This window comes from Haloferax sp. Atlit-48N, from assembly GCF_003383015.2.
In the GTDB taxonomy this organism is placed as follows: Archaea; Halobacteriota; Halobacteria; order Halobacteriales; family Haloferacaceae; genus Haloferax; species Haloferax volcanii.
This window is the reverse complement of sequence record NZ_CP137689.1, coordinates 473,210-490,626: the sequence shown is the minus strand read 5'-3', so window position 1 is coordinate 490,626 and position 17,417 is coordinate 473,210. Positions and strand designations below refer to the sequence as shown.

General features: G+C 61.6%; 18 protein-coding genes. 2 read left to right on the top strand and 16 right to left on the bottom strand.

The genetic code is table 11. The features are described 5' to 3' along the window. Positions 1-142 precede the first annotated feature (142 nt). Positions 143-832 carry a hypothetical protein gene (locus tag DEQ67_RS02785; RefSeq protein ID WP_004065236.1) on the top strand — a complete coding sequence of 230 codons (690 nt, stop codon included), beginning with the start codon at positions 143-145 and terminating at the stop codon, positions 830-832. 45 nt (positions 833-877) lie between these two features. Here the strand turns inward: DEQ67_RS02785 and DEQ67_RS02780 are convergent, their stop codons facing one another. From DEQ67_RS02780 to DEQ67_RS02760, 5 genes are all read right to left on the bottom strand, one after another. Further along, positions 878-2,029, bottom strand: coding sequence for an ABC transporter ATP-binding protein (locus DEQ67_RS02780; protein WP_004065237.1), 1,152 nt, complete (start codon positions 2,027-2,029; stop codon positions 878-880). Positions 2,030-2,149: 120 nt separating this feature from the next. After that, on the bottom strand, positions 2,150-3,094 hold the full coding sequence (locus DEQ67_RS02775; protein ID WP_004065238.1) for a carbohydrate ABC transporter permease: 945 nt from the start codon (positions 3,092-3,094) through the stop codon (positions 2,150-2,152). Continuing rightward, positions 3,091-4,134, bottom strand: coding sequence for a carbohydrate ABC transporter permease (locus DEQ67_RS02770; RefSeq protein WP_115891373.1), 1,044 nt, complete (start codon positions 4,132-4,134; stop codon positions 3,091-3,093). Before DEQ67_RS02770 ends, DEQ67_RS02775 begins: the two co-directional genes overlap by 4 nt. A gap of 31 nt (positions 4,135-4,165) precedes the next feature. After that, positions 4,166-5,323 (bottom strand): ABC transporter substrate-binding protein, encoded by a 1,158-nt coding sequence (locus DEQ67_RS02765; RefSeq protein WP_004044400.1) that lies wholly within the window; start codon positions 5,321-5,323, stop codon positions 4,166-4,168. An 886-nt stretch (positions 5,324-6,209) separates the two neighbouring features. After that, the gene (locus DEQ67_RS02760; protein WP_115860428.1) at positions 6,210-7,262 is read right to left on the bottom strand and encodes a tyrosine-type recombinase/integrase; all 1,053 of its coding nucleotides are present in this window, start codon (positions 7,260-7,262) and stop codon (positions 6,210-6,212) included. Between the two features lie 536 nt (positions 7,263-7,798). Here DEQ67_RS02760 and DEQ67_RS02755 point away from each other — a divergent pair. Then, positions 7,799-8,059 carry a MarR family transcriptional regulator gene (locus DEQ67_RS02755; RefSeq protein WP_115891374.1) on the top strand — a complete coding sequence of 87 codons (261 nt, stop codon included), beginning with the start codon at positions 7,799-7,801 and terminating at the stop codon, positions 8,057-8,059. A 58-nt stretch (positions 8,060-8,117) separates the two neighbouring features. Here DEQ67_RS02755 and DEQ67_RS02750 read toward each other — a convergent pair whose 3' ends face one another. From DEQ67_RS02750 to DEQ67_RS02700, 11 genes are all read right to left on the bottom strand, one after another. Next, positions 8,118-9,023, bottom strand: coding sequence for a DUF4238 domain-containing protein (locus tag DEQ67_RS02750; protein ID WP_115891375.1), 906 nt, complete (start codon positions 9,021-9,023; stop codon positions 8,118-8,120). Positions 9,024-9,241: 218 nt separating this feature from the next. Then, the gene (locus DEQ67_RS02745; protein ID WP_233509303.1) at positions 9,242-10,117 is read right to left on the bottom strand and encodes a hypothetical protein; all 876 of its coding nucleotides are present in this window, start codon (positions 10,115-10,117) and stop codon (positions 9,242-9,244) included. Beyond that, positions 10,077-11,069: a hypothetical protein gene (locus tag DEQ67_RS02740; protein WP_115891377.1), complete on the bottom strand. Its 993-nt coding sequence runs from the start codon at positions 11,067-11,069 to the stop codon at positions 10,077-10,079. Before DEQ67_RS02740 ends, DEQ67_RS02745 begins: the two co-directional genes overlap by 41 nt. Continuing rightward, the gene (locus tag DEQ67_RS02735) at positions 11,066-11,455 is read right to left on the bottom strand and encodes a hypothetical protein (RefSeq protein ID WP_115860436.1); all 390 of its coding nucleotides are present in this window, start codon (positions 11,453-11,455) and stop codon (positions 11,066-11,068) included. The genes DEQ67_RS02740 and DEQ67_RS02735 overlap by 4 nt, the downstream gene beginning before the upstream one ends. Beyond that, positions 11,452-12,315, bottom strand: coding sequence for a hypothetical protein (locus DEQ67_RS02730; protein WP_233505995.1), 864 nt, complete (start codon positions 12,313-12,315; stop codon positions 11,452-11,454). Before DEQ67_RS02730 ends, DEQ67_RS02735 begins: the two co-directional genes overlap by 4 nt. Further along, positions 12,312-12,902 (bottom strand): hypothetical protein, encoded by a 591-nt coding sequence (locus DEQ67_RS02725; RefSeq protein ID WP_115860438.1) that lies wholly within the window; start codon positions 12,900-12,902, stop codon positions 12,312-12,314. Before DEQ67_RS02725 ends, DEQ67_RS02730 begins: the two co-directional genes overlap by 4 nt. Before the next feature lie 32 nt (positions 12,903-12,934). Next, positions 12,935-13,108 (bottom strand): hypothetical protein, encoded by a 174-nt coding sequence (locus DEQ67_RS02720; RefSeq protein WP_004043505.1) that lies wholly within the window; start codon positions 13,106-13,108, stop codon positions 12,935-12,937. 1 nt (position 13,109) lies between these two features. Then, a complete protein-coding gene (locus DEQ67_RS02715) occupies positions 13,110-14,483 on the bottom strand; it encodes a hypothetical protein (protein ID WP_424020161.1) in 1,374 nt (457 codons plus the stop codon). A 189-nt stretch (positions 14,484-14,672) separates the two neighbouring features. Next, positions 14,673-15,080 carry a hypothetical protein gene (locus DEQ67_RS02710; RefSeq protein ID WP_015060815.1) on the bottom strand — a complete coding sequence of 136 codons (408 nt, stop codon included), beginning with the start codon at positions 15,078-15,080 and terminating at the stop codon, positions 14,673-14,675. Beyond that, positions 15,080-15,448, bottom strand: a complete 369-nt coding sequence (locus DEQ67_RS02705) for a hypothetical protein (protein WP_226908717.1) — start codon at positions 15,446-15,448, stop codon at positions 15,080-15,082. Before DEQ67_RS02705 ends, DEQ67_RS02710 begins: the two co-directional genes overlap by 1 nt. Before the next feature lie 84 nt (positions 15,449-15,532). Then, positions 15,533-17,350 carry a hypothetical protein gene (locus DEQ67_RS02700; protein ID WP_115891378.1) on the bottom strand — a complete coding sequence of 606 codons (1,818 nt, stop codon included), beginning with the start codon at positions 17,348-17,350 and terminating at the stop codon, positions 15,533-15,535. Positions 17,351-17,417: the final 67 nt, after the last annotated feature.

Sequence of the window (17,417 nt, the reverse complement as noted above, 5' to 3'; positions counted from 1 at the left end):
GCGAGCGCGACGGCGTCGGATGCGCTCAGGCGTGCGATCAACACCCTTTTGCGCGGTGCCGTCGAGCGAATAGCCGTGTTCCGACCTGTGTTCAGCCCGGCCGACGACTCGCCGGCGCGCGGCGTCACCGACCGCGCGCGGAGTGAGTGACGTGTTCGTCGACGCCCTCCGGTACCCGTTCGCGGACCGGGCGCGAGTGGACGGCACCGCGACGTGTCTCGTCGCGCTGCTGGTCGGTGGGACGCTCCTCCGACTCGCAGCGCGACTGTGGCCAGACCTCACGTTTCTGGCCCCGGCGCTCGCCGCGGTCGTCCCCCTCGTCGTCTTCCTCGGCCTCGTCGGCGGCGTGCTCGCCGGCGACGGCTTTCCCCCGCTGGCGACGACCGAGACGCTCAGACTCGCCGGGCGAGTGGTCGGCGTCGCCGCCGTCTACCTCCTCCCGGCCGCGGTCACCGTCGTCGCCGTCGGCTACGTGACCGCGACCGGCTCGATTCCGGCCGTGCTGACCGGCGTGACGACGGCGATGCTCGCGACCGTCGCGCTGCTCGTCACGGTCGTCTGCGCGTATCTCTTTCCGGCCGCGACCGCCGTGAGCGTTCACGAGGGACTCCGCGCGGGGCTCCGTCGAGACGCCCTTCGCGGGGCGGCCTCGGGGACGTACTTCTTCGCGTGGGTGGGCGCGGCCGTCCTCGTCGTCCTCGCGTGGAGCGCGCTCGCGGCGACGATTTCGCGGAGCGTCGCCGCCCTCCTGGCGCTCGGCTGGTGTGCGTACGCTCACGTCGCCGCCGCGGCGCTCGTCGCCGAAGGCGTCGGCCGGACCACCCCCTGGTGAGAAGAGAAACGGCGCGGGGTCGAACGACCGAAAAAGACGGGGCGGTTAGCCGAGGTCGATCTGCTGTGCGGCTTCTTCCATCGACCGATTGTGGAGCGCTTCGCCCGTCCTGCCGTCGAAGAGGTGGATCGCCTCCTCCGGAATCTGCGCGACGACCGTCTCGCCCGGACTGATGCGCGTGAGGCCGTCCGTGGTCGCGACCAGCGTCTCTGCGGTCTCGGGGTCCGCGTCGGGCTCGAAATACAGGTACAGCGTGTTCTCGTCGCCCATCGGCTCGACGACGTCGACCGTCATCTCGAAGTCGTGGTCGCCGCTCGCGGCCTCGACGAGTTCGACGGACTCGGGTCGAATCCCGAGGACGAGGTCGGTCACGTCGCCGATGTCGTCGCGTATCTCCGCGCCGACCGGGTACTCGAAGGAGTCACCGACCAGGCGGTCGCCCTCGCGAGTCACGTCGAAGAAGTTCATCGACGGCTCGCCGAGGAAGCTCGCGACGAACTGGTTTGCGGGCTCGTGGTAACACTCCAGCGGCGTCGCAATCTGCTGGAGCTCCCCGCCGTCGAGGATGGCGATGCGGTCGCCCATCGTCATCGCTTCCGTCTGGTCGTGGGTGACGTAGACGGTCGTGACGCCGAGGTCGTCTTGGAGCCGCTGGAGCTCAGTCCGCATCTGCGCGCGGAGCTTCGCGTCCAGGTTGCTGAGCGGTTCGTCCATCAGGAACACCTCGGGGTCGCGCACGATGGCGCGACCGAGTGCGACGCGCTGCTGTTGGCCGCCCGAGAGGTCGCTCGGCTTCCGGTCCAACAGGCTCGGGATGTCGAGCAGGTCGGCCGTCTCCGAGACCATCCGACCGATTTCGTCGTCCGGGAGGTCGGTCGATTCCTCCAGACCGAACGACATGTTCTGGCGGACGGTCATGTGCGGGTACAGCGCGTACGACTGGAACACCATCGCGATGTCGCGGTCCTGAGAGGCCACGTCGTTGATGACGCGGTCGCCGAGCGAAATCGTGCCCGACGTAATCGTCTCCAGGCCCGCAATCATCCGGAGCGTCGTCGACTTGCCGCAGCCCGACGGACCGACGACGACGAGGAACTCCCCGTCGTCAATCGACATCGAGATGTCGTCGACAGCGACGATTTCGTCGTCGCCGTCCTGGAACGTCTTCGTTATCGAATCGAGTTCAAGCGTTGCCATATCTCTGAGTAGGTATCGTTGGTGAGCTGTCGGTTCCGCGCCGCGCCGGGAGTCGCCGCCGGTGGCCGCGGTCGCCGTGCGAGACGGTCTCGACGGCGGTCGCGTCGCCGTGACGACGCGTCACGCCGCCACCCCCTCGGCGAACTCGTCGCCGAAGAAGATGTACACCGCGAGCGTCGGGAGCGCCGCGAAGAACGCCCCGGCCATCCGGAGCGCGAAGTCCTGTCCCTCGAGCGAGGTGCCGAGCCCCGCGAGAATCAACACGACGGGGGCCGCCGGACTCGACTCCGTCGAGACGAGCACCAGCGTGAACAGGAGGTCGTTCCAAATCTGGGTGAACTGGTAGATGAGGACCACGGCGAACATCGGTCCCGAAAGCGGGAAGACGATCCGCCGGTACACCCGCCGGAGCGTCGCCCCGTCGAGGCGCGCGGACTCGATCATCTCCTCGCTCATCGTCTTGTAGTACGTCCGGAACAGGAGCGTACAGATCGGAATCCCGTAGGCGACGTGGGTCACCACGAGTTCGACGATGCCGACGTAGTCGTTCGGAACACCGAGCGCCCAGACGAACGACAGCAGGTCGGTGAGCTGGGCCCACTGCGACCAGAACTGCGTCAGCGGCACCAACACGGCCTGGTACGGGATGAAGATGCCCGCGATGATGAGCGCCAAGACCAGCGCCTTGTACGACTGCTTCCAGTCGGGAATCGTCAGCCCGTACGCCGTGATGCTGCCGACGAACGCCGAGATGACCGTCGCGGGCACGGCGTACAGCATGCTGTTGCCCATCCCGCGTAGCAGGGCTTCGACCGCCGCCTGCCACTTCTCCAGCGTGAACCCGGACGGCCCGGGCGGGGCGAACGGAGCGGTCTCGACGATTGCGGTCCCGGTCTTGATCGACGTGACCAGTCCGGACTCGATGGGGACGAGATAGAACCCCGCCGCCAACAGCAGGACGACGTACAGACCGGCGTCCTCTATCGTCATCTGCTCGACGTTCCGGCGCAGTCGGGCCGTGAACGTCGCCGTTCCGCCGTCCGTTCGAAGCGTGTCGTCTGTCATAGGTTGTTCCTCCGGTACTCGTAGACGAGGTACGGGCCGATAACGCCGAGCGCCATCGCAAACAGGACGATAGCAATCGCCGCGCCGTACGCCCAGTTGAGGTTCGCGTACGCCTCGCGGACCATCTTCGTCGCTAAGATGTCGGCACCGTTCGGCGGCCGGTAGCCGCCGACCAGCGAGTAAAGGAAGTCGAACGCCTTCATGCCGAACACCATCAGCACGACGGCGGCGCTTATCGTCGCGCCCTTCAACTGCGGGATGATGACCCGCCAGTACATCTTCAGCGTCGACGCGCCGTCGACTTTCGCCGCCTCGTAGTGTTCGTCCGGAATCGCGCGGAGTCCGGCGAGGTACACGACCATCGCGTACCCGGAGAACTGCCACATCAACGCGAAGATGACCGCCCAGAGGACGATGGCCTGATTACCGAGCCAGCTAATCGGGCCGACGCCGACGAGACCGATGACGCGGTTGGCGATTCCGTTGTTGTAGTTGTAAATCCACAGCCAGAACTGCGCCGTCACGACGAACGAGAGGCTCATCGGCAACAGATAGATCGTCCGGAACGAGTTCTCGAATCGGATTCCGCGGTCGATGAGAATCGCCAGTATGAGACCGACCGCGAGCGTCCCCGCCGTGAACGCGACGAGCAGTATGAACGTGTTGACCGCGGCGTCGATGAATCCCGAGTCCGCGAGCGCCCGCGTGTACATCTCGAAGTCGAGGTTCGAGTAGTCCGGCGCGTTCGCGAACCGCTGGTAGTCGGTCAGCGAGATGAGGAAGTTCCAGATGACCGCGCCGTAGACGAAAAGCCCCATCAGCAGGAACGGCGGGACCCAGAAAATCGACGATTCGAGGAAGTCGCTCCCGAGCCGTCCGTCGATTCCCGCGGCGAGGCGGTCCAACGGCCCCGATTCGGAGTCCGGACTCCGGGAGTCCTCGTTCACGACGCCGCCGTCGGTGCGGACTGCATCGCGCTCGCCGCCGGCATCGTTGACCCGCTGGTCGTCAGCCGAGCCGGGAGTAATCGCGCGGCGCACTCGTTGGTAAAAATTCGACATTTCTTGGGGCTCAGTTCGAGACCGCGTCCAGGAACCCCTGCGTCGCGGCGTCGACGTTGTACGGGCCGGTGAACTCCGAGGAGATGACTTCGTTGAGCGCCGTCATCGTCTCGGAGGGGACACCGAGGCCGTGCTGGAGGTTCGGCGGACGGTACTCCGCGTTGGCGAAGTCCTCGGCGGTCTCCTGGAGGTACGGTCCGAACTCTTCCATGCTCACGTCGGTTCGCGTCGGAATCGAGCCCTTGTACTGGTTGAACGCGATCTGCGCTTCGGGGCTGCCGACGAACGCCGCCCAGGTCTTCGACGCCTCCGGCGTCGGGTTGTCGGCCGGGTAGAGGAACGAGTCCATGTGGAGCGTGTACATGCCCTCCGTGCCGGGGAACGTCTTGAAGCCCCAGTCTTCGTCGTACGCGAAGTTCTCGGCGTTCCGGAACGCACCAGCCGCCCAGTTACCCTGATGGATGAAGGCGGCGTTGCCGTTGATGATGTTCTGGTTCGACGCGGTGAGGTTGAGCGACGCCGCGTCGTCGGAGATGTAGTTTTCGAGCATCTCCGCGGTCGTCTCGAAGGCCGAGCGAACCGCGCTCTCGGAGCCCTCTCCGTTGAGGAAGTCCATGTACGGCTGGTAGCCGTTCACGGCGAGCATCACGGCGCCCCACAGCTGCGTCGTCGTCCACGTCCCGGACATCGCGTGGGTCATCGGCACCGCGTCGGTCTCGCTTTGGACCGTCTCGAACGCGTCGATGAGCGCCGAGGGACTGTTCAGCGAGTCGACGTCGATGCCCGCCTCGTCGACGACCGAAACGTTGTAGAACAGGCAGTTCAGGCGGTGCGAACCCAGCGGAACGGCTCGATAGCTGCCGCCCTGCTGGTGAAGCTCGACCGCCTCGTCGATCATCACTTCCTCGAAGTTGTTCTCCTCCCAGACGTCGTCGACGCTGCCGAGGACGCCCTCGTAGCGGAGGAGGTTCGGACCCGGCCAGTTGGCGAACGCGCCCGGCGGGTCGTCGCTCTGGAGCCGGTTCGCCACGACGGCGTCGAGGTTCTGATTCCCGCCGCCGCCGATGGGGTTCATGTCGAGGCCGACATCGGGATAGGCCTCGTTGAACGCCGCTTCGAGCGCTTCAGCTGCCGCGGCGCCGTCGCCGCCGGTCCAGCCGTGAAGCACCTCAACCGGGGCGCTGCTTCCCCCGTCACCGCCGTCGCCACCCGCTTCAGTAGTACTACCGTCGCCGCCCGCTTCAGTAGTACTGCCGTCGCCGCCGTCATTGGAACCGCCGCCACCGGAGCAGCCGGCGAGCCCCATCGTCGCAAGCGCTCCCGCCCCAGCGACGTATTGACGCCGACTGAGCCGATTGTCGTTAGACTGGCTATCGCGTGACATACATAGACACTGTCGAACGCACCATACTTAACGATTGATATTCATTTACTCGGTATAATAATAAAAATTCTCAGACGTATCTTATCGCCGTGATTCCGGGTTTAGAAGCCTTCTAGCTCCAATTTCACAACGGAATTGGTCGTCGTCTTCGCACCGTCTGGCTCGTCGTCGCCGAGTCAACTCCGAACTCAGCGCCAGTTAGACGAAGAACATACGCGGGGAACGACATAAACACGGTGAGGAAGCTAACCACGTCAGTCCGAGCCTTGACCGCCGAGAGTCCGACCGAAAACGCTCCGTTCGACCAGTATCTCGAATCGGAACTGTCTCTCTCGGTACCGACCCGACCGTACGGCTATCGTCGCGGAAGCCTTCTGCGGTCGGAGTTACTCCCGCTGGTCGAGCTGGCTCGGTCGCTTCCGAACCGCGACATTTCGCTCTCGCAGTTGATTCGACTCGAAGACACGATGCCTCCGCATGGTGAGTTTCGAACCGGGCGTACGAGAGGCGTCAGGACCGAGACCGACCGACAGCCCGAAACGAGGGAGGAAGCCGTACCCTCCGGTGTAAACGGCTCAGAATCGTAACGGGACCGTATGGGCCCCATGGGTTTTGACATATCGGTCGCTCGACCGGCAGACGTAGCCCGGAAACGTGTACCTAAACATTCTTATAGGTCGTCCGGAATGAAGTCTTGGCGGCGGCGCATGCGCTGGCGAGACGAAGCCCGGTCGTAGTGCTTCTCCAGAACCGTCTCGCTCACATCACCACGGTCGGACAGCACCTCCCGAGGAGTACCGGCATCACGATACGCAGTAATCGAGCCAGCACGGAACGGGTGCGACGAAACCGAGAACGGACACTTACTCGCGTGCTCGATGTACGTCGCGTCACAGTCCTCGATGACCCGGTTATCCGGGCACCCCTCGCCAATCGCGCACGGTCGCGTCCACTTGTAGCACCACATCCGAATCGTCGTCGTCGACGGCCGGCCGTGGGTCGTCGTAATCAGCGGAGCCCGACCGTGTTCGTCCGTCACCCGGTCGCGGTGCGGGCCGTCGATGTACTCCCCGACGACCTTCGCAACGTGGGGCTTCAGCGAAACGTCGCGTTCGCCGTGCGACCCGTTTTTCAGGCCAGTCCCGGTTTCCGGTCGGTGCCGGAAACACAGCGCGTTGTCCTCCCGGTCGAAATCGGACACGTCGAGCGCCCGCAGTCCGCCGAGCCGACACGACGTCCTCCAGAGGAGCAACAGCGCGACGTGTTCGACGGTCGCGTACTCCCACCGATTGAGGTAATCGAGAATCGAACGCGCACGCTCCGCCTCGAGCACAGCATCCGAAACTCCCTCTCCGTCCTCAATCCGAGGAATCCGAATGCGCTCAGCGAGGTCCTCTGAAACGGCGTTGATGTCAGCGATGTAGCTCAGAAACGTCCGAATCGTCGAGACCTGCCCCTTCATCGTCACCGCGGCACACGGGTCGTCGCCCTCGAAATTCTCCTCGCGCTTGAACACGCGGTAGGCGTGAACCGTCCGCAGGTCCACGTCGTTCATGTTCATCACTTCGCCCGACCCGTGGTCCGGCGACTGGAGCCAGCGGACGAACGATTTCAGGCGGTACCGATGGGACTGAATCGTGTCCGGGGAGAGGTCGTACCGACGAGCGTCGAGGTAGTACGACATTGCCGACTCGGGGGTAATCGGGTCGAGTTCGTCGCTCATCGAATCACCTCCGAACCGGATTCACTTCCGGCCCATTCGCTACGCTTACAACCGGGGTGCGATAACTGATTCATGGCTTCCATTGTGAGGCCGCGGTCCGGGTCGAGGGTGCTAACTTTGGTAGGGTGAGCGCCCTCGAAGGGGACCGTCAGCCGGGTAATCCATTCGGGGGGGCTAGTTAAAGTACTGAGCCATGGCCCCGTAGTGAAAGTGTACGTTTGAGCGAAAGTGAAGTCGCTTTCTGTCAGTCTATCAACAGCCGTCCGTCGTGGGGCTTCAATAGCCCGAGTCGTGTAGGCAAACATGCTTCCGTACCTTGATTACGGGAGCCACCGCGGGCCGGTGTTGGAGCACCGGGTCCGCTTTCTGACGCCGACTGCACAACAGTCAGCGTCGCGTGTAGCTTCCGTATGAGATAGCGGATACAGTCAGGGACCTTAGTTTTAACCCAACAATTCGTGTTCTACTAAATTGTGATTCGTGTTTATTTGACCACGTCTCGGTATCGCTTATATGTCAAAGACTGACGGTGAGATATGCGCCCCCGCGTCGATTGGATGAATCAGACCGACGACCGGGTACTGGAGCTTTTAGACGAATCTGATCTGATTCTCAGCCCAGCTGTTGTTGCGATGAATCTCGATTATACTCGAAACTGGGTTTCCAGACGAATGAGTAAACTCAGCAAAGCAGAGCTAATCGAAGAAGTCGAGCGCGGGTACTACCGGATTTCTTCGAAGGGGCGCGACTATCTCTCCGGGGAGATCGACGCCGCCGAGTTAGAGAACAGCGAGTGAGCAAGCACCCACCACCCTTACCCGTAAAGGGGGCGGGTGGATGGGTGGGTGTTAATTATCACAGGCTATCTGGAAGACCAGTACCGAAGCTTTGTCTTGTATAATCCTCATCTGCAATTTCAGGATATTGTGAGATGAGTTCTTTCGCATCCGAGAAATCACATGTTGAAGAGTAAACTTGCCGGTCACAACATTCAACCTGAATTCGGTTTAACTTCTTTATCTCTGCCGGATTTGTGATCTCTGAACTAGCTAAATAATATTGGTCAGGGTCAAAGAGAGCCAGAACAGAATCTGGCGATAATGGAAAGTAGATCTGTATACCAGGAGAATGTAAACCTAGTGAACCGTACGGGCTCAAATCATATTCATTGGTTTTAGCAACAGGATTATCAGAAGTCCAGAGAGGGATCTCTGTGTCATTTTCGAGAATTGCCCAATAGAATTCATCAATCAAGGTCTGAGCCGAAGAAACTACTGATTTCATCACATTCACATGTGTGTCTCTAAGAGAATCTGTTTCCATAGATCTCTCAAGTTCTTCACGGAAATCGTCAGTCATATTTCCGTCATAAATCTTCAGTATATGTTCTGGAATCTTCTTGAGCCATTTCCGAACAGTAGCAGTCCTTTCATCATGTAAGGCAATATATTTCGCCATCGCACGGACATCTTCGCGGGTTATCTGTGTATTTGACAGGTCCTTCAGAATCCTGAATTTATTGTATGCGCCGGTCTGACCAACAACGTCGGACTCAATTTTTTGAAGCCAAAGCTCAGTCTCGGGGTCTTCTTCTTTCCCATCGTAGTACCAGTCAGCAACAGCGACATTGGATACAGACGCTTTAAATGTACTCTCAGAAACCTTATCGAACGCATGGACATGATCTGTATCCTCTGATATACTAAACATCGACAGATGATACGCGTGCACCAGATGTTGGGCAATATATTCCTCTCTCACAGAAGAATATAGTAGGGATTAGACATAATAACTATCGGCACTCTGAGACATAACTGTGTGGTGATGGAGATCACTACTCAGTCCATCATGACAAAAGTAACTCGTGGAACTCCTCTCAGTCCTCGAACTGCTCCTGAAACAGGTCTCTCAAGAGGTTCCACGCCCACGGCGCGGCGTCGTCCGGGTCGTACTTCTCTAACATCAGTTCAAAGTTGGGACTACTCTTCCCCAGCAAACTCCAGATTTGAATGCTTGTACGTGTAGAGCCTGATATTCTGGTCGTAGCAGTACGAGGCATACAGCGCCGGGTGAATCGTTTCCCAGTTACCTGGACCTTCGTCGAGGCTGGACGGGAACGCGACGCTCACCGCTTCGCCTTCCATCTCCACACCGTACGCGCCGGTGTTCTGTTCCGGCGGCAGTACCTCCACGACAATCGCAACGGATGCGTCTTTGTCGCCTTTCTTTTTCACTCGGTCGCCGGGCGAAAACGGATTCTCCGGCTTCTGGTTCATGTACGCCGTGTTCGGTCCGAGGTCGATGAGTTCGTTCATCGGTCGGGCCGCGAGGTGATCCAGTTTCTCGGGTTCTTCGCCGGAATACTTCTCCTGCGAGGCCGCTTTCGATTTCAGCGTCTCGGTGCGCTCCCAGCCGAGCAGGATGAGGCTGTCTTCGTTGTCTCGATGCCAGACCATCACGATGATGTCGTCATCCGGGTCGTTGTCGAGGAGGGTTTCGGGAAGGAACGCGGACACGTCGCGCGAGGTCTTCACGTCAACCTCGTAGCCGAACACTTCGAAGTCGTACGACGAGAAGCTTTCAGGGTTGCATCGCCGCATCGCTTCTTCGTTCTTCCACTCCCACAGCTCGACAGGGAGGTATTCGCGGCAGAACTGTTCGAACGCGAGCTCTCCGAGGTTCCCGATTCGCTTTACGTCGAGGTTCTTTCGGTCCTGGATTTTCGCTTGGTGGTTGGCGCGCTCGTAGTCGATTTCGTCCGGGGTATAGCGGTACACTACATCCGAAGATTTCGTGTGGGAAATTATATCTTTCTCAGCGTTTCTCCACAGGCTCAGCACGTTGCAAGAGGTCATGAAACTCGCTCCAGTCCTCGAACTGCTCCTGAAACAGATCACTCGGCAGATTCCACGCCCACGGCGCGGCGTCGTCCGGGTCGTACTTTTCCAGCGTCGGTTCGAGGTTCACGAGCGAGCCGCCGAACAGCTCACCAGCGGGCGAGTCTGAATCAGCGTCCCAGTCGCGGTAGAACGTCACTTCGTCCTGTGCCTCTTTGTAGAACGACAGCGTCGAGAGTCGTTTCTGTTCGGGATGCACGTCCTTCCCCGTGTGACTCACCACGCCGACCGACTCGACGCCGAGCTTCGAGAACCGCTTAATCGCGGGCGTCCACTGGGAGGCAACTTCGCGGCTGAACGTCCGGGCGTCGAAGTGCGTCGAACCTTCGTCGATAGTGACGGTCTTCGGCCGCTCGCGGTGGGTCAGCAGCACGTCCATCAGGTCGTACATCGACCGCACCACGATGTCCGCGCCGTCCCACGTCCCCACGTTCGAGATGACCAGCAGGTCATCACCGAAGTGCGCCCGCGCGAGGTCGCCGTTCAGCAGGAACATCGTGTTCGTCTTCCCCGTGTTCGGGTTGCCCGCGCCGGTGATGGTCGTGAGACCACCGCCGTTTTCGAGTTCGTCGACGAGCCGCAGCGGGAGCGTCAGCGAACTGGCGTCGAGGTCCTGCTGGGTCACGCCGACGAGGTACGAAAGCGCGGTCGCGTGCGACGACTGCACCGCGCGGGTCGCGGCTTGGGTCCGCAGCGACGAATCGACGAGGCGACCGAGCGAGGTTTCTGCGAACGAGTCCGCCAGTTCGTCGTCGTCGGTGAGGTCGAGCGAGTTTAGGAACGACAGGTTCGCGTGGTCGCCCTGCGAGACCGGCAGGCCCGCGTGGTCGAGCAGTCTGTGGTCGCCGTCGATGCGGCCGCGCACCTGTTCGTACAGCTTCGCCGCCGTCAGCAGTCGTTCGTCGGTCACGCGGATTCACCTCCGTCGAGGGGATGCGGGCCGAACTCGCGGGTCGAACTGCCGTCGAGGTCGTGAGCGCAGTCGCGCCCATCTCCGTCACCGTCGGAGCGGTCAGGCGTGAGTTCGTCCGCGTCGTCCGTCTCGTCGTCCCGCGCGTGGTTCCGTACGAGGTATGCCGTCGCCAGCGGCAGCGCCGCCGAGATGAACAGGTGCGTGTTCGTCACCGGGTAGTACGACGCCGACACCGAACCGTCCTCAAGGAAGCGCATCGGCACGTCGAGCGCCCGCGGCGGTATCATCAGGATACCAAACCACAGGCCAGCGACGATGCCGACCGACAGCGAGAGGGCGATGATGTACTGTTCGCGCGTCGAAAGTTCGAGTTCGAGTTTCATTCTGATTCACCGTTGGCCGTGTGTTGCTTCCGTCGCTGGTCGAGGTCGGCCAGCGGGTCCGGTGCCGGGTCGCCGTCACCTGGTGCCCACTCGGTCGGGTCCTCGTCGAAGATGGAATCCGAGCCGTCCAGGTCGAAGTCTTCGAGCACGCTATCAATCTCTGCGTGCAGCGCCTCGCCGTCGTCCGGGAGCGCGCCTTTCTCGAACGTCCGCACGACGTGTTTCACGGTCTTGACAGCCGCCGCCCGGACGATAGCGAAGGAGTTGATTTCGAGCGATTCGCCCTTCCGGGCCTTCGGTTCCAACTGTTTGCGATTGTACCGGAGGTATTCGAGCGCCCGCGCCAGCACCGGGTCCGGCAGCGAGCCGACCCACGTCCCGGCGACTTCCCGCGCGTCGAGGTCGACGCCGCGGCCAAACGCGAGGTTCGGCGTCGCCCACCACAGCTGTCCATCGACAACTGTCCACTCGGACCACCGCGGCGTCGGGCAGGTGTAGACACCCGCGCCGTCGCGGTCGAGCAGGTCGACGTCGACGAGCCACATCATCTGCGGGCCGCCCATCAGGTCGACGGCCTGCCCGCCGACCCAGCGCCCGGCGATGACCGCCGACAGACCAGCCGTCAGGCCGATGATTTGGAGCGAGCGAGGCACGCGCACGTCGAAGACGAGCACGAGGCCGACGAGCAGGAGCGAACCAGCGACAGCGAGGTGAACGCCGTAGCGCATCACCCACACGAACGCCGTCACGAGTCGTCCCGCGTCGCGGTCCGGCGCGACCGTCGTCGAGGCCGCAGTCATCTCTGGTTCCTCCGGGGGTTGCCGCTGCGCCTCAGCACTGCTTTCGGCGTCGTCGCTCATGCGACACGCTCCATGCCACGGTGGAGCCCGAAGCGCCGCCGGACGATTATCAGGAGCGCACCGAACGACGTGCCGACCGTTCCGCCGATAGCCGCGTCTCGCACGTCCGTTCCGGTGAACGGACCAGCGATAAGCGCCGAACCGTCCTCGAACCGGATTTCCGTGTATTGGCCGTTTCCGACGCTGGTCGAGGTCGTCAGCGTCACCCGCGGTTCGGGCGACGCGACGCGAATCGTCGAGCGTCCGTTCGGCACAGAGCGACGGACGATGTTCCCCGAAGCGACGCCGGCCGAGGTCGAGCCGGTCGGGGCAGTCACCGTCACCAGCCGCGGGGCGTCGGCTTCGAGCGTGATGATGGCGGTGCCGTCGCGGTACTCCGCATCGACGATGCGAAGCAGCGGGTCGCCGGCCACGTCGCCGTAGTACGTCGTCTCGTTCGACGACTCCGAAGCCGTGGTCGGAGCCGCGGCTGTCGTCGTCTCTGTCGGAGCAGACGCGGTCGCGGTCTCTTGGGCGGCGACTGTGCCGGGAACGGCGAACAGCAGAGCGATACAACTGACGAGTATGATGGTGTGTATTCGAGTCATACGAAGGGGTGGGGCAGGGAGGTTGGCAAGCGTTACAGCAGCGACCCGAACCAGTCGCCCGACCAGTCGGGCACGCCGAGCAGGTCGAGCAGCAGGTCCGAACCCATCCCGACGAGGTCGATGCCCGCGAGTTGCAGAGCACCAGCGAGCACGACCGCGCCGGCGATGGTCCCGATGGGCAGCTGCTTCAAGAACCAGAGGAGCATCCTACTCGTTGCCCTCCCGCTGGATGAGCAGCACCGCAGCAGCGCCAACCAGCAGCGCGATACCGAGCGCCTGCGAGTCGAGGCCACCACCGGATGACGACCCACCCGAACCGGCAGTCTCGTACTCCTGACGGAGTTGTTTGAGACGGCCGATTTCGGATTCGAGCGCACTCGCGTTCGTCGAATTGTAGACGTACGCCTCAGGCTGGGTAGCGTTCAGCGCCTCACCAGTCCGAGTGTTGACCGCGTCCGTGATTGTGAAGCTCTCGTACGACGAGAGGTCGACGATACTCCCGTTGCCGTCCTGCTGTTGGGCGGCCACGTAGAACGCCCCGCTAAAGTTCGAGATGGTGTAGTTCTGACCGGTCACCCAACCACCAGCAGGCGCGTCGTCACCCGTGTAGTAGAGCGTCCCGTTCAGCGTCGTACCGTCTCCCATCTCGAGAGTGTGTGAGGCGTTGATGTCTCCCGACGCACCGAGCGACGCGAGTTGCACCGCGGCAAACGAGTAGTACCCCGTCGAGTTATACTCAGTCGCCGCTTGCGAGGCAATCGTCGTCGGGTCGAGCAGGCTCGTCGCGTTAATCTCGCCCGCCTGATACTCAGCAAAGACACCATCAACGTACTGGTCGACGTTACCCTTGACTTGAGTCGATTGCTGATACGACTCGTCGAGGATACCGGCGTACTCCCCCGAGTTCAAGATGAGCGTCACATCACTCGAATTCGGGTCGTACGCCTTGATGTTCGTCGGGCCGCCATCAAAACCCGGGTCGGCTGTCGAGTGAGGCATCACTGACGTAGTAGGACCAGCGTGGTAGTTGTCATTACCATCGTTAGCGAAGTCCATCACGCGAACAGCGACACCCGTCCCGTTCGACAGAGTGTAGGTCTTGTTGTCCCACTCCTTAATCTGGGTGTGTTCGTTGGGGCCGAGTGCGACCCCCGTCTCGGTGTGGATATAGTCAAGCGTGTGGGTCTTCGAGTTCCAATCAGCGAAGACGTTGCGCTGCATCTTAGAGTAATACTCTTCGATGGTCGCGTTCGCAGCCGCTTTCGCATCCGCCGCCGACGAGCCGTTATTCAGCTCATTGACGATGGTGAGTTTCGCTTTGGACCACGCAACCGAGCGCGTGTCTTCGAGGAAGTTGCCCGTCGTCGTCGTGTACGACTCAGAAGCGTCTTTGATACCGAGCGCACTCGCGTAACCATCTGTCTTAGAGACGTTTTCGAAGTCCGTCACATCACCAGACTGCCAGCGGCATCCGCTGTCTGCACCCGTCAGGGTGTTGAACGCCGCACCGAGCAGCGGGTCGGTGAGGTTACAGTCGACCCACTCAGCCGAGGCGTCACCGACTGGCGACGCGCCCGGCACGACGCCGCTCGTCGACGCGGTCGCAATCAGCAGGAACGCGAAGACGAACGCGAGCCCGCGTCGAGCGAACTCGCGCATCAGAGGCCTCCCGTGACGATGAACGCAGCTGCACCGAGACACGCGGCGAGGTAGCCGAGCGTCGCAGTCGCTTCCAGTCTGGTGAGGCCGAAAGGAATAGTCATGGTCTGGTTACCTCACGGCGACCGCCCAGCCGACGACCGTAATCAGGAACGCGACTTGCGCGCCCAGCGGGTCGCCCAGTCCGAGCAGGAGGTCCTTGATTTCGGTCACGTACTGCCAGCCGAGGATGACAGCAGGCGACGCGACGATAAACGCCATCTCCCAGTACTCGTAGTGTTCGAGCGATTTCGTCTCGCTCGACATGAACGCCAGCGCGTACACGAGAATCCCGCCGAGCGTCGCGTGCTCGCTCGTCAGCGTGTAGGACGACAGCCACGTGATGGTGATGTCAGAGATGCCGCCGAAGGCGTACAGGCCCGTTGCAACGAACACGACCGACAGGAGCGCCGGGATGGTCCGCAGCATCGCGTAGTCCGACGCGAGGCCACCGAGGCCCTGCGAGTAGCGCGACGCCATTACTCGCCCCTCACGTCGAAGACGTGGTACTCACGCTCCTCGGTCGAGCCGTCGTCATGCTCGATTTCGTACGTCCGGGTCTCGGCGGTCTTCTTGACCGCGAGCCAACTGCCGTTGCCGAGACCCTTCTTGTCGATAGTCCGGCGAATCTGGCCGTTCGACCAGAACTTCACTCGGTCACCGAGGTCGCCGCCGCGGGCGAGGTGAATCACGTCGTTTTCGTTCGGTCCCACGTCGCGGTCGATGTCGACGATAACGCCGATGACCGGCTCGTCTACTTCGAACTTGATTTCCTCTACTCCGTCGTCGTAGTCGTCCTCGACTTGCGTTTCTTCGAAGTCGTCGAACGACATTGGTTCAGACGCCATTACAACTAGACTACTCCGTTAGTAGGTACTAGTCGTACCTACCAGCCGTGTGAAAGTGGAATCACCAGACAGTAGGTGCCTACATCATCCCCACACGTCGGCTACCGGTGGGGGTTTCTCGCCGCCCACATCGGGGTATTCGGGCTGGCCGCCCGCAGCAACGTAATCTTCGACGTATTCGAGGTTGGCAGCCGTCGCGTCGGCCGTCGGCATGTCCCAGTAGGCGTAGCAACCCAAGTAGTCGATATGGCAGTAGAAATCGGCACTCTCCGGGAGCGTCGATTCGACGCCTGGAGTCACCACGTCGTCGAGGTCGAGGTCATCGACTGTCGCGCCATCGCACGCGAGATGGAGAGAGTCGATAGAGAGCTCTCGAACGGCGTGCCGAACATCCGGGTCTTGCAGGTGCTCGGGTCTCTCTATCGCTTTCTCGATGTCCCGCGAGATGGACCAGAATCGCCTACCGGTCGCCCAGTAGAGGCCGAGTTTCCACGTCGCCGCCTTGTCCGCGTACGAATCCGACTCTTTCGCGTCCTCGAACGACTCGGAGGCTTCGAGCAGGGAGCCGAAGGTGGCCGAGAGGTACTTTCCGAGGTACGCGCCAGCCGTCCGGCTTTGCATCTGTTCGTCGCCGTCCTCGCCGCTCTCGTCGTCGTAGAACTCGATGAGGTCGTGAGACCTCGCGTTCTTCGCTATCCACTCTTCGCCGTGGTCGTGGTCGCCGTAGCGGTACCAGTCCACGAACCCTTTCGAAACCGGTACTTCGAACTCGTCGCCGTCGTCGTCGACGAGCGTTTTGGTGCCGAAGTTCCCGACTTCGTCGAGGTCATCCCGAAACACGAGCGGGTAGAGGTCGACGATTTGGCCCTGACCGTAGTCCTTCCATTTCTGTTCTAGCTCCGCTTTGTCTATCAGGAACGGCATCCCGTCGCTCTCGCGGGTCGGCACGTCGAACATCAGGACGTGCAGGTGCGCGTAGCCTTTCTCGGTGAACTCCAGAGCTTTCAGATACGGTGGCCGGTAGCGAGGTCGCCCGGTCACCTTGTCGTCGAGCGCCCGTGACCAGCTGGGAACGCCATCCTTCCTGGTGTCGTCTTTCGTCGACGGGTCGGAGTCAAAGTACGAGAGGAGCCGATTGAAGTTCGGGTTTATCGACGAAATTCCGTCGTACAGCGAGCGCGGGTCGGGTCGAGTCGGGTCGTCGTACGTGCCGGGGTCCGTCGTCAGCGTCATCAAGACGGCGTTGTCGTACTTCTCGTACGCGTGTTCGAGCGCGCTATTGTAGCGCGCCCACGTCTTTCGCAGTCGCCCTTGGGAGTTGAAGCGGGTGTTGTACTGTTTCGTCATCCGGCGGGTGGTGTCGCCGCCGCGTCGCCCGCAGAAGTGGACGTCGAACAGCAGTTGGTAGTTCTCGATGCGCTTCAGATACCGATGTAAAGAGTCTTCCAGCAGGTCCCGACCCCAGTCATCGACCTTATTCGCGGTTCTCAGGTAGTTCTCGCAGAAATGCCGGTCATACAGCAAGTCGTCGCGTTCCCTGGTTGTTTGAGTAATGCCTTCTGATATCAAGTCAAGTAGGCGAATTGTCGGGGTGACCATCGTCATGCCGTCAGACTGGCGTTTTTCGATGAGTTGGGGGTCGTGCCCGTCGAGGTCGTTCAGGAACCGGTAGACGAACTGGTAGTCCGGGTCGCTCCCGTCGAACCGCTCGCACTGCCCGATGTACTGACCCTTGACGCACTCGGAGACGAGCGTCGGCAGGTAAATCCCCTCTGGCGAGGTCGAGATGCGCTTTACCAGTCGTACGCGGTCCCGGTCGCGCCCGCGAAGTTCGAGGTCGTCGTCCGAGTCTGCCGGGTCGTACCCGTAGGCCAACAGGCCGAGGTCGCCCAGGTAGTCCACGAGGTAGGTATCTTTACATCGGTCCGGGCGGAGGCGAGAGCCCCATACGTCAGCGATTTCGGACGAT